General features: G+C 72.1%; 9 protein-coding genes. All 9 read left to right on the top strand.

Annotated features, from left to right (window positions below):
- The first annotated feature begins 9 nt into the window (after window positions 1-9).
- Window positions 10-1,650, top strand: a complete 1,641-nt coding sequence (locus tag HMPREF2833_RS01860) for a UDP-N-acetylmuramoyl-L-alanyl-D-glutamate--2,6-diaminopimelate ligase (protein WP_070636524.1) — start codon at window positions 10-12, stop codon at window positions 1,648-1,650.
- Window positions 1,647-3,125: a UDP-N-acetylmuramoyl-tripeptide--D-alanyl-D-alanine ligase gene (murF, locus tag HMPREF2833_RS01855; protein WP_070636522.1), complete on the top strand. Its 1,479-nt coding sequence runs from the start codon at window positions 1,647-1,649 to the stop codon at window positions 3,123-3,125. Before HMPREF2833_RS01860 ends, murF begins: the two co-directional genes overlap by 4 nt.
- Window positions 3,126-3,130: 5 nt before the next feature.
- Window positions 3,131-4,264: a phospho-N-acetylmuramoyl-pentapeptide-transferase gene (gene mraY / locus HMPREF2833_RS01850; RefSeq protein ID WP_070636520.1), complete on the top strand. Its 1,134-nt coding sequence runs from the start codon at window positions 3,131-3,133 to the stop codon at window positions 4,262-4,264.
- 79 nt (window positions 4,265-4,343) lie between these two features.
- Window positions 4,344-5,915 carry a UDP-N-acetylmuramoyl-L-alanine--D-glutamate ligase gene (murD, locus tag HMPREF2833_RS01845; RefSeq protein WP_070636518.1) on the top strand — a complete coding sequence of 524 codons (1,572 nt, stop codon included), beginning with the start codon at window positions 4,344-4,346 and terminating at the stop codon, window positions 5,913-5,915.
- Window positions 5,915-7,255, top strand: a complete 1,341-nt coding sequence (gene ftsW / locus HMPREF2833_RS01840) for a putative lipid II flippase FtsW (protein WP_070636515.1) — start codon at window positions 5,915-5,917, stop codon at window positions 7,253-7,255. The genes murD and ftsW overlap by 1 nt, the downstream gene beginning before the upstream one ends.
- Complete coding sequence (gene murG, locus HMPREF2833_RS01835; RefSeq protein WP_047978323.1) at window positions 7,252-8,385, top strand: undecaprenyldiphospho-muramoylpentapeptide beta-N-acetylglucosaminyltransferase; 1,134 nt, start codon at window positions 7,252-7,254, stop codon at window positions 8,383-8,385. The genes ftsW and murG overlap by 4 nt, the downstream gene beginning before the upstream one ends.
- 34 nt (window positions 8,386-8,419) lie before the next feature.
- Complete coding sequence (gene murC, locus HMPREF2833_RS01830) at window positions 8,420-9,829, top strand: UDP-N-acetylmuramate--L-alanine ligase (protein ID WP_083310895.1); 1,410 nt, start codon at window positions 8,420-8,422, stop codon at window positions 9,827-9,829.
- Window positions 9,826-10,971: a cell division protein FtsQ/DivIB gene (locus tag HMPREF2833_RS01825; protein ID WP_070636514.1), complete on the top strand. Its 1,146-nt coding sequence runs from the start codon at window positions 9,826-9,828 to the stop codon at window positions 10,969-10,971. The genes murC and HMPREF2833_RS01825 overlap by 4 nt, the downstream gene beginning before the upstream one ends.
- A 243-nt stretch (window positions 10,972-11,214) precedes the next feature.
- The gene (ftsZ, locus tag HMPREF2833_RS01820) at window positions 11,215-12,459 is read left to right on the top strand and encodes a cell division protein FtsZ (RefSeq protein ID WP_039100811.1); all 1,245 of its coding nucleotides are present in this window, start codon (window positions 11,215-11,217) and stop codon (window positions 12,457-12,459) included.
- Window positions 12,460-12,611 lie beyond the last annotated feature (152 nt).

Raw genomic sequence — 12,611 nt, 5'->3', positions numbered from 1 at the left:
GAGGTATTCATGGTGGCTTCTGCCCGCGAGGGATCGGATGCGCAGAGCGTGCGTCCGTCCCATCCCGTCCCGCACACGGTCGAGGACGTCGCCCGGCTCACGGGCGCCCGGCTGGTGCCGGTGGCCACGGGCCGTCCGGGCTCCGTCACGGGCGTGGTGCTGAACTCCCGGGAGGTGCAGCCCGGTGACCTCTACGCGGCTCTGCCCGGTGCCCGCGTCCACGGTGCCCGCTTCGCGTCCGACGCCGCCGCGGCCGGTGCGGTGGCCGTGCTCACGGATCCGGACGGAGCGGCGGAGCTCTCGCGGACCGGCGTGGAGCTGCCGGTGCTCGTGAGCCCCGAGCCCCGTCAGTGGGTCGGCTCCGTGGCCGCGGCCGTGTACGGCTCCCAGCCGGAGGACGGCGCGGCCCAGAAACTGTTCGCGGTGACCGGGACCAACGGCAAGACGACCACCACCTACTTCACCACCTCCGTCCTGCGCGCCCTGGGGCACACCACGGGGCTGATCGGGACCATCGAGATCCTCGCCGGGGACACCCCCATCCCGTCGCAGCTCACCACCCCGGAGGCCCCCCACGTCCACAGCCTGCTGGCGCTGATGCGGGAACGGGGTATCACGGCCACCGCCATGGAGGTCTCCTCGCACGCGCTCGAGTTCCACCGCGTGGACGGGGTGCGCTACGACGTCGCGGGGTTCACCAACCTCACCCAGGACCACCTGGACCTGCACGGCTCCATGGCGGAGTACTTCGAGGCCAAGGCCCAGCTGTTCACGGCGCAGCGGACCCGGCGCGCCGTCGTCGTGCTGTCCGAGGACGACCCGTGGGGCGCGGCCATGGCGCGGCGGGCGCGGGAGAACCTCGGGGCGCAGAACGTGAGCACCGTTGCCCTGCGGGGCAGCGACCACGCGGGCCCGGAGGCGGACGCGGCGGACTGGACCCTGAGCTCGCTGACCAGCCGGGGCATCGGCACGTCGTTCGTGCTGCGGCACCGGGACGGCCGTGAGCTGCGCGTGCACACCGGCCTGCCGGGTGACTTCAACGTGGCCAACGCGGCGCTCGCGGTGCTCATGGTGCTGGACTCCGGCGTGGCGCTCGACACCCTGCAGCGCGCCCTGGACGAGCACGACCCGCTCACCGCGAGCGTGCCCGGTCGCATGGAGCTCGTGGGGACCCGGCCCACCTCGCTCGTGGACTTCGCCCACAACCCGGACGCCCTGGTGCGTGCGCTGCGCTCGGTGGACCCCGAGGACGGCCGCGTGATCGTCGTGTTCGGCGCCACGGGGGAGCGCGACACCACCAAGCGCCCCGTCATGGGCCGCGTGGCCGCCGAGGAGGCGGACGTGGTGATCGTCACGGACGACGACCCCCACGGGGAGGATCCCGGCCCGATCCGCGAGCAGGTGGCCGCGGGTGCCCGCGAGGCCGTGGCCGCGGGGGCCCGCGCCTCCGAGGTGCTGGTCATCGAACCGCGTGCCACCGCCATCCGCACCGCGGTGCGCATGGCCCGGCCCGAGGACTCGGTCATCGTGGCAGGCAGGGGCCACGAGACCGTGCAGGACGTCGACGGCGTGGACGTCCCCCTGGACGACCGCGTGGAGCTGCGGGAGGCGCTTGCCGCCCTGCAGACGCACTCAGAGGAGCAGAAATGATCGCCATCTCCGCCGCCCGGATCGCGGAGGCCGTGAACGGCCGGCTCGCCGGTGTCCCGGACCCCGACTCCGTGACCGTCACGTCCGTGACCACGGACTCGCGCGAGGTCACACCCGGCACGCTGTTCGTCGCCAAGCCGGGGGAGACCACGGACGGTCACCGCTTCGTGCCGCAGGCCGCGGCCGCCGGAGCCGTGCTGCACCTCACCGAGCGTGAGGTCCTGGACGAGTCCGGCAGCCCGTACCCGTGCGTGGTGGTCGAGGACGTGGTCCTGGCCATGGGCGCGCTGGCGAGCCGCGTGGTGCAGCTGCTGCGGGCCGAGCACCCGGTCACGGTCGTGGCCGTCACGGGGTCGGTGGGCAAGACCACCACCAAGGACCTGCTGCACGGGATCTTCGGCGCGGAGGGCCCCACCGTGGCCCCGCGCAACTCCTACAACGGCGAGGTGGGTGTCCCCCTCACGGTGTTCACCGCCACGGAGGACACCGAGTACCTCGTGATCGAGATGGGCGCCACCCACATCGGCAACATCCGCTACCTGTGCGACATGGTGCGCCCGGACGTGGGCGCGGTGCTGTGCGTCGGCTCCGCGCACGCGGGGGAGTTCGGCGGCGTCGAGAACATCGCCCGCGCCAAGGGCGAGATGGTCGAGGCCCTCACGCCCGAGGGCACGGCCGTGCTCAACGACGACGACGCTCGCGTGCGGGCCATGCGCGAGCGCACCGCGGCGCGCGTCCTGTCCTTCGGAGAGGGACCCGAGCCGCGCGACCCCGCCCACCCGGAGCCGCGCGTGTGGGCCGAGGACGTCACCACGGGCGCGGACGGCTGCCCGTCCTTCACGCTGCACTTCCCGGACGGCTCGGCCTTCCCGGTGCGCTCGCAGCTGATCGGGGTGCACCACGTGAGCAACCTGCTCGCGGCCGCCTCGGTGGCCTGCGCGGCCGGGGTGGAGCCCGCGCGCATCGCCGCCGGGCTGGAGGGCCGCGGGCCCCGTTCGCGGTGGCGCATGGAGCGCACCGAACGGCCGGACGGCGTGACCGTGGTCAACGACGCCTACAACGCCAACCCGCAGTCCATGAAGGCCGCGCTGCAGACCCTCGCCCAGCTGGGCCGAGGCGACGCCGAGCACCCACCGCGGCGCACGATCGCGGTCATCGGCGGGATGCACGAGCTCGGTGACGAGTCCATCGCCGCCCACGCGGACCTCGGGCAGCTGCTCGTGCGTCTCAACATCTCGCACGTGGTCGCCGTGGGAGACCTCGCCCGGCCCGTGTTCACCGCGGCAACGCTCGAGGGTTCCTGGGGCGAGGAGGCGGCGTGGGTCCCCGACGCCGAGGCCGCGCAGGAGCACCTCGAGGCCGTGCTGCGCCCCGGGGACATCGTGCTGCTGAAGTCCTCCAACGCCGCCGGTCTCCACCACCTGGGCGACCGCATCGCCCGGCGCGGCTCCGACTTGAACGACCAGGAGGGCTGAGCCCGATGATTCAACTGCTCATGGCCGCGGGACTCGGTCTCGCCTTCTCGATCTTCGGGACGCCCCTGCTCATCAAGGTCCTGGCACGGCACGGCTACGGCCAGTACATCCGTGACGACGGCCCCACCTCGCACCAGACCAAGCGCGGCACACCCACGATGGGCGGCGTGGCCATCCTGCTCTCGGTCGTGGCCGCGTACCTGGTGACCCACCTGATCAGCGTCATCCTCTGGCCCGCCAACGGTGGCATCACGCTCTCCGGCGTCCTCGCGCTCGCCCTCATGCTCGGCATGGGGCTCGTGGGGTTCCTGGACGACTACAAGAAGATCTCCCAGAAGCAGAACCTGGGGCTGACCCCTGCCGGGAAGATGGTGCTGCAGGGCGCGATCGGCAGCGCGTTCGCGGTGCTCGTGCTGTTCTTCCCGGACGAGGCGGGCAGCACCCCGGCCTCCACGGCGATCTCCTGGACCCGTGACACCGGGATCGACCTCGCGTTCGCGGGGCCGGTCGTCGGCCTGCTGCTGTTCGTGGTCTGGGTGAACCTGATCGCCACCGGCACCACCAACGCGGTCAACCTCACGGACGGTCTGGACGGGCTCGCCACGGGGGCGTCCATCCTGGTGTTCAGCGGCTACATGCTGATCACGCTGTGGCAGGCGGGCCACCTGTGCGAGAACGTGGCGCAGGCCGCGTGCTACGAGGTGCGGGACCCCATGGACCTCTCCCTCGTGGCGGCCGCGCTCGTGGGGTCGCTGATCGGCTTCCTGTGGTGGAACACCTCGCCCGCCAAGATCTTCATGGGGGACACCGGCTCCCTGGGCCTCGGCGGCGCGCTGGCCGCGTTCGCGGTGCTCTCCCGCACCGAGCTGCTGCTCGTGCTGATCGCGGGTCTGTTTGTGGTCATCACGATGTCCGTGATCCTGCAGGTGGGCTACTTCAAGCTCTCCCACGGCAAGCGGATCTTCAAGATGGCGCCGCTGCAGCACCACTTCGAGCTCAAGGGCTGGCAGGAGGTCACCATCGTGGTGCGGTTCTGGGTGATCGCCGGGCTCTTCGTGGCGGCGGCCCTGGGCATGTTCTACGGTGACTGGCTGCTGTTCAACGGCGGTGCGTTCCCCGGCACCGAGGTCCTGCACTGACGACGCCGCCCGGCACCCGGGCGCCCCACGATCCACCGCCACCACACACGTTCCGCACGAGGATGAGGCAGACACGGTCATGATGCACGCGAGCAACGACAACCCGATCCTGGAGAACCCCCGACTCGCCGGGCTGACCAGCTGGGACGCCCCGTGGGCGGGGCTGCGCGTGGCGGTCGCCGGGATCGGCGTCTCGGGCTTCGCCGCCGCGGACACCCTGATCGAGCTGGGCGCGCTGGTCACCGTGGTGGACGCGGGGGACACCGAACGCAACCGGCAGAGCGCGGACACCCTGAAGATCGTGGGGGCGAGCGACGTCGTGCTGGGACCGGACGCCATGACCCGCGTGCCGGACGTGGCGGGGGAGCGCCCCGACCTCGTGGTCACGTCCCCGGGGATCCGGCCCACCAGCCCGCTGCTCACGGCGGCGCGCGAGGAGGGCATCCAGATCTGGGGGGACGTGGAGCTCGCGTGGCGCGTGAACCGCAGGCAGGGGCGCAAGACCCCGCAGTGGCTGTGCCTCACCGGGACCAACGGCAAGACCACCACGGTGGGGATGACGGCCTCGATCCTGCAGGCCGCCGGGCTCAAGGCGATCGCCGTGGGCAACGTGGGCACGCCCATCCTGGACGCGCTGCGCGATCCCGTGGAGTACGACGTCCTGGCCGTGGAGCTCTCGAGCTTCCAGCTGCACTGGATGCACTCGGTCTCCCCGCTGGCCTCGGCCGTGCTCAACGTGGCCGAGGACCACGTGGACTGGCACGGCAGCTTCGAGAACTACCGCGCGGACAAGTCCCGCGTGTACGAGAACACGCAGGTGGCCTGCGTGTACAACGCCGAGCAGCCCGGTGCCGAGGAACTCGTGGAGGCCGCGGACGTGGTGGAGGGCTGCCGCGCGGTGGGCTTCACCACGCAGCACCCCGGGCTGTCCATGGTGGGGGTCGTGGAGGATCTCCTGGTGGACCGGGCGTTCGTGGCCGACCGTGTGAAGACCGCCGCCGAGCTGGGATCGGTCTCCGACACCGGCCCCCTCCCCACGCGCCACGGCGTGGCCAACGCGCTGGCCGCGGCCGCACTGGCCCGGGCCGCGGGGGTGGAGCCGGAGGCGGTGCGGGACGGTCTCCGGGCGCACCACCCCGGGGAGCACCGCATCCAGCTGGTGCTCGAGTCCGAGGGCGTGCGCTGGGTCAACGACTCCAAGGCCACCAACCCGCACGCCGCGCAGGCCTCCCTCTCCGCGTTCGACCCCGTGGTGTGGATCGCCGGGGGACTCTCCAAGGGCGTGAGCTACGACGACCTCGTGGAGCGCAACGCCGGCCGCCTCAAGGCCGTGGTGGTCATCGGCACCGACCACGCCGGGCTGCTGGACTCGCTCGCACGGCTCGCGCCGGAGGTCCCCGTGCACCACGCCACCCCGGGCAGCCCCGGTGCGGCCGTCGCGGACGCACCCGCCGCCGCGGACCAGGCACCTCTCGACCCCGCGGACGGGCCTGCTGTCATGCGCCACGCCGTTCGGCTGGCCCACGGCATCGCCGCCCCCGGGGACACCGTGCTGATGGCACCCGCCGCGGCGTCCATGGACCAGTTCGCGGACTACGCGCAGCGCGGCCAGGCTTTCATCCGCGGCGTGCACGAGGAACTGGGGCTGTGATGAGCGCACCGACCACCGAACGCCCGGCACCCGCGGACGCCGCCGAGGGCGCGGCCCTGAGCACTAGGATGCGGCGGCTGTGGCACCAGTTCACGGACGGCCCGCTCTACCACTCCTACTACGCGCTGGCCGGCTGCGTGATCCTGCTGACCGGCATCGGCGTGATGATGGTGCTCTCGGCGTCCGCCGTGGAGTCCATCTCCGACTCCCGTTCCGCGTACTCCCTCTTCGCCAAGCAGGCGATGTTCGGGGTGCTGGGGCTGATCGTCATGTTCGGACTGTCTCTCGTGCCCACCCACGTGTACCGCAAGGCCGCATGGCCCGCATGGATCTTCAGTGTGCTGGTCTCCGCTCTTGTCTTCACACCCCTGGGGCGTGAGGTCAACGGCAACCGCAACTGGCTGGTTCTCGGCGGGCAGTCGATCCAGCCCTCCGAGGTCGCGAAGCTGGCCATGAGTCTCGCGCTCGCGGCGGTGCTCGCCGCCCAGGGCAGGGCGGTCGAGGGGGACTGGAGGAAGGCCATGTGGCCGTCCTTCCTGGCGTTCGCCGTCCCCACGGCCATGGTCCTGCTGGGCGGGGATGCCGGAACCGCCATCGTGTTCTGCCTCATCTACGCCGCCGCGCTGTGGTTCGCGGGGGCCCCGCTGAGGATCTTCGCCGCCGGCGGTGTTCTCGCGGCGGGTGCCGGACTGCTGCTGGTGATCGTCGCCCCGCACCGTCTGGACCGCATCACCGGGTGGCTCTTCGGGGACTGCGGGGCCACGGACGCGTGCTGGCAGGCCGAGCAGGGGCTCAACGCCCTGGCCACCGGCGGCTGGTGGGGAGTGGGCCTGGGCCAGTCCCGGTTGAAGTACAACTACGTGCCGGAGGCCCACAACGACTACATCTTCTCGATCATCGGCGAGGAGCTCGGGCTCGTGGGCACCATGATCATCCTGGTGCTGTTCGTCATCATGGTGGTGGCCATGGCCCGGATCCTGACCCGCACCCGCAGCACGTTCGTGCGCATCACCACCGCGTGCATCACCACGTGGATCGTGGGGCAGGCGTTCGTGAACATGGGCATGGTCACGGGGCTGCTGCCGGTGATCGGGATCCCGCTGCCGTTCATCAGCTACGGTGGATCCGCGCTCCTCATGACCATGGCCGCCGTGGGAGTGGTCATGTCCTTCGCGCGGGTGCCGCGCACCGTGCGGGTGCGTTCCACGGGCGGCTCCGCCGAGGCGCAGATCCTGGACGAGCAGGAGGCCCGTGAGCGCGGGCTCGATCCGGACGTCCGCGAGGGGCGGCCCACGTGGCGCGAGCGACTGACCAGCCGAGCAGGAAGGGGCCGAGCATGACCACGACACCAGGACCCGGCACGGAGGAGCAGCGCGCGGGCTCGGCCCGCGTGGTGCTGGCGGGCGGGGGCACCGCGGGCCACATCAGCCCGCTGCTGGCCATCGCACGGGCCATCCAGGAGGCCAGGGCGGACGCCACGGTGTGCGCCGTGGGCACGGCCGCGGGCATGGAGACCCGCCTGGTCCCGGAGGCGGGCGTGCAGCTGGAGCTCATCGAACGCGTTCCCCTGCCCCGCAGGCCCTCCGTGGATCTCGTGCGCCTTCCCCGGCGCATGGCCACCGCCGTGGCGCAGGCCGGTCGCATCCTCGACGCGCAGCAGGCCACCGTGGTCGTGGGGGTGGGCGGCTACGTCTGCACGCCCGTGTACCTGGCGGCCGCCCGCCGCAGGATCCCCGTGGTGATCCACGAGGCCAACGCCAAGCCCGGACTCGCCAACCGGGTGGGAGCCCGGTTCGCCTCCGTGGTGGCCACGGCCTTCCCGGACACGCCCCTGCGCGGAGCGCGCGTGGTGGGCATGCCCATGCGCGAGGAGATCGCCACCCTGGACCGGGCCGCCCAGAAGTCCCGGGCGCGCGTGGCCCTCGGACTGCAGCCGGACCTGCCCACCGTGGTGGTCACGGGCGGCTCCTCCGGTGCCCAGTCCATGAACCGCACCGTGGCGGCCGTGGCGCGCGAGGTCGGCGAGCACGGCTACCAGCTGCTGCACGTGACCGGGCGGACCAAGGAGGTCCGCACCCCGGACGGCGAGCTGCTGCGCGCCAGAAACTACGTGCAGACCGAGTTCGTGGACGGCATGGAGTCGGTGTATGCCGCCGCGGACCTGCTCGTGGCGCGCGCCGGCGCGGCCACCGTGTGCGAGGTCGCCGCCGTGGGACTGCCCGCCGTGTTCGTCCCCCTGCCCATCGGCAACGGCGAGCAGGAGCTCAACGCCCGGTCCCTCGTGGCAGCCGGCGGTGCGCAGATCGTGGCCGACGACCAGTTCACGCCGCAGTTCTACCGCGACACCGTGGCTCCGCTCGTGTCCGACGCCGCTCGGCTGGACCGCATGGCCCGCGCCTCCGCGGCCCACGGCGTGCGCGACGCCGCCCAGGTGATGGCCCGCCTGACCCTCGACAGCGCCCGGCGCTGATCCCCCCGCTTCCCACCGCCCACAGGAGAACACCGTGAACAGCCAGCAACCGCTCGATCCCCGCGACCTGGGCCGCGTGCACTTCATCGGCATGGGCGGCGCGGGAATGTCCGCCGTGGCACGGCTGCTGCTGGCCCGGGACGTGGCCGTGAGCGGCTCCGACGCCAAGGACTCCCCGGGGCTGCGGGAGCTCGAGTCGCTCGGCGCGCACGTGTTCGTGGGCCAGGACGCGCAGAACGTGGCGGCAGCGGACACGGTGGTGGTCTCCACCGCCATCAAGGACGAGAACCCCGAACTGGCCGCCGCCCGCGAGTCCGGCCTGCGGGTGCTGCACCGGTCCCAGGCGCTCGCGGCCGCCATGCACGGGCGCCACGTGATCGCCGTGGCGGGCACGCACGGCAAGACCACCACGAGCTCCATGACGGCGGTGGCCCTGCGCGCGGCGGGGCTCGACCCCTCGTGGGCCATCGGCGCCCACGTGGCCGATCTGGGGGCGAACGCCGGATTCGGCGCGGGGGAGTGGTTCGTCGCGGAGGCCGACGAGTCGGACGGCTCCTTCCTGGCCTACCACCCGCGGATCGCTGTGGTGACCAACGTGGAGGCGGACCACCTGGACCACTACGGCAGCCAGGAGGAGTTCTTCCGCGCGTTCGACGAGTTCTCGGCGACCATCCGCGACGGCGGCGTCCTGGTGGCGTGCGCGGACGACCCCGGGGCCGCGAACCTCGCCGCGCGGCGTCGTGCGGCGGGACACACTGTGGTGACGTACGGCGCCGCGGCCACGGCGGACGTCGTGTTCTCCGAGCCCGTCCCGCGCGGCACCGGCTCCACGTGCCGGCTCGCGTTCACCGTGGCCGGTGAGCGCCGCAGCGAGGAGCTAATGCTCGCCGTGCCCGGCGCGCACAACGTGGCCGACGCCGCCGCAGCCTTCGCCGCGGGCCTCGCCGCGGGCGCGGACGCGGACCGGCTGCTCGCCGGGCTCGCGGACTTCCACGGCTCCGCCCGGCGCTTCGACCTGAAGGGAGAGGTGGGGTCCGTGCGCGTGTTCGACGACTACGCCCACCACCCCACGGAAGTTCTCGCGGCCCTCGGTGCGGCTCGGGACGTGGCCCAGGACCACCGCGTGCTAGCGATCTTCCAGCCCCACCTGTACTCGAGGACCCGCGAGTTCGCGGAGCCGTTCTGCCGTGCCCTGGAACAGGCGGACCTCGCGTGTGTGACCGACGTGTTCGGTGCCCGCGAGCAGCCGGAGCCCGGGATCACGGGCGCCACGATCGTGGAGCACACGAGCACCGACCGGGTGGTCTCCACCCCGGGTGCCGACGAGGCGATCGCCGCGGTGGTGGCGAGCGCGCAACCCGGTGACGTGGTCATGACGATCGGCGCCGGGGACGTCACGGCTCTCGGTCCGCGGGTGCTCGAGGCCCTGGAACACCGCCGATGACGCGCTCCGTTCCGCCGCACCAGCCCTCCTTCGACGGCTGCGCCGGGGCATCCGACGACGGGGACACGCCGGTTTCCCCGCGGGACGCCGTGCGCGCCCCGGGGTCCGGTTCGACCGCGGTCGGCAGCCACCCGCGCCCCGCGTCCGCGGGACGCTCCGGGGACGGCACCGGTGCTGCGGGGACCGCCGGGCACGACGCCGCCCGCGGCACGTCCGCGGATACCGGGGCGAACGAGCAGGACGAGCTCCCCCTCGTCCGGGTCAACGACGAGTCCAAGGTGACCCGCGTGGACACCGGTCAGCTCGAGGCCGTGCCCGAGGCCGGCGGCCGCTTCTCCTCGTGGCGCGCCAGGCGTCGGGCGGCCCGGGAGGAGGGTGCCGGTCAGATCGGGGACGCCCCCGGAGGCGAGGACGATCCGGACGGCACCACGGTGGTCCGCCTGCCCCGCAGCGCGCACCAGCGGCGTCGGCGCCGACGACTGGTCACGCTGCTCGTCTCCCTGCTGGCGCTGATCGCGCTGGTCCTCGTGGTGTTCTTCTCGCCCCTCTTCGCCACCCGCACGATCGACGTGCAGGGCGCGACGCTCACCGATCCGCAGAAGGTCGAGGAGGCGCTGTCCGGGTTCCAGGGCGTGCCCATGACCCGGATCTCCAAGCAGGACGTCAAGGACTCCGTGGGCGACGTCCCCCAGGTCAAGTCCGTGGACGTGGCGTTCCAGCCCCCGCACACCATCTCCGTGCAGCTGCACGAGCGCGTGGGGGTTGCGGCGGTCGAGGACGGCTCCTCGGTGGTGCTCGTGGACTCCGAGGGCAAGCCGCTGAGCTCCGTCCCGGCCGAGCGCCGTCCCGACGTCCCCCTCGTGGCCGGGGGCACCAAGGTGCTGAGCACGCCGCAGTTCCAGGCGATCTCGGAGGTGCTGGCCACGCTCCCCGCGGACGTCCTCGCCCGTCTGGAGAGCGCATCGGCCCCGTCCGGGTCCACAGTGGAACTGAGCATGAAGGACGGTCCCACGGTGGTGTGGGGGGATGCGCGCGACAGCGATGTGAAGGCCCAGGTGGTGGCCACCCTCATGAACTCCGAGGCGGCCTCGACATCCGCCGTGGTGGACGTCTCCGCACCGCTGCACCCCGTGGTGAAGTGAGTTTCACCTGCAGTTTCTGGAGTTGGCAGTGAGACTTTAAACCTGGGGGTGACCAGGGCAAATGTGGCGCATCCCCGTGACACGTGGGAACATGATAGGGACAGAGCCTTCCGGGTTGTTATCCTGGTCTGCAATGGAATGGCGTTCCCCCGGGAGCGGTCACTTCCCCAGAGTTTCACGTAAGTCTTGAGACTTTTCCCGTCAGCTCTCCCATCCCCGCAAGCCCACGCGAGTTAGGTGCACATGGACTCCTCAACCCCCCAGAACTACTTGGCTGTCATCAAGGTGGTCGGCATCGGCGGCGGCGGCGTGAACGCCGTCAACCGCATGATCGAGGAAGGTCTGCGCGGCGTCGAGTTCATTGCCATCAACACGGACGCCCAGGCCCTGCTGATGTCGGACGCGGACGTCAAGCTCGACGTCGGCCGCGAACTGACCCGCGGCCTCGGCGCCGGCGCCAACCCGGACGTGGGCCGCCAGGCCGCCGAGGACCACGAGGAGGAGATCCAGGAGGTGCTCAAGGGTGCCGACATGGTCTTCGTGACCGCGGGCGAGGGCGGCGGCACCGGAACCGGCGGAGCTCCAGTCGTGGCGCGCATCGCGCGCTCCCTGGGCGCCCTGACCATCGGCGTGGTCACCCGCCCGTTCACCTTCGAGGGTCGTCGCCGCTCCAACCAGGCGGAGAACGGCATCGAGACCCTGCGGGACGAGGTGGACACGCTCATCGTGATCCCCAACGACCGTCTGCTCTCCATCTCGGACCGCAACGTGTCCATGCTGGACGCCTTCAAGTCCGCGGACCAGGTGCTGCTGTCGGGTGTCTCGGGCATCACCGACCTGATCACCACCCCCGGCCTGATCAACCTGGACTTCGCGGACGTGAAGTCCGTGATGCAGGGCGCCGGTTCCGCGCTCATGGGCATCGGCTCCGCCCAGGGCGAGGACCGCGCCGTGAAGGCCGCCGAGCTGGCGATCGCGTCCCCGCTGCTGGAGGCCTCGATCGACGGCGCGCACGGTGTGCTGCTGTCCATCCAGGGTGGTTCGGACCTGGGTCTGTTCGAGATCAACGAGGCTGCCCGTCTGGTCCAGGAGGTCGCCCACCCCGAGGCGAACATCATCTTCGGTGCCGTGATCGACGACGCCCTGGGCGACCAGGCGCGCGTCACCGTGATCGCCGCCGGCTTCGACTCCGTCTCCCAGGAGACCAACGCCAACAACTCCTCGCCGGCCCAGCGCCAGGCGGAGAGCACCCGGGCCACCTTCGGCGGCGACGCCTCCCGGCCCTCCGGCCTGGGCCGTTCGCCCCAGCGCGGCGGTTCGTCCTACGGGGCACCGGCGGTCGGTCTGGGCTCGCGCCAGGGCCAGGACGACGACATCCCGGACGACGCCGGGTTCGACGTGGACCTGCCGGCGGAGTCCGACGCCCCCTCGTCCTCGAACTCCACGAGCCGCAAGGACTCCCTGGACTTCCCGGACTTCCTGAAGTGATGCCGCGGGTGCCCGGCACCCGCGGATGACCTGGGGCCGGTCCGTGCAGCCGGCGGCTCGTGCCGCGGCGGGCGGGGCCGGACCGGTCCGGTAAACGGGGTGACCACCCACGGGTGGTCACCCCGTTCACGTTCCCGCACACCATCCCAGAG

The organism is Kocuria sp. HMSC066H03 (assembly GCF_001812045.1).
Taxonomy (GTDB): domain Bacteria; phylum Actinomycetota; class Actinomycetes; order Actinomycetales; family Micrococcaceae; genus Kocuria; species Kocuria rhizophila.
This window is presented reverse-complemented; position numbering and strand designations above follow the sequence as displayed.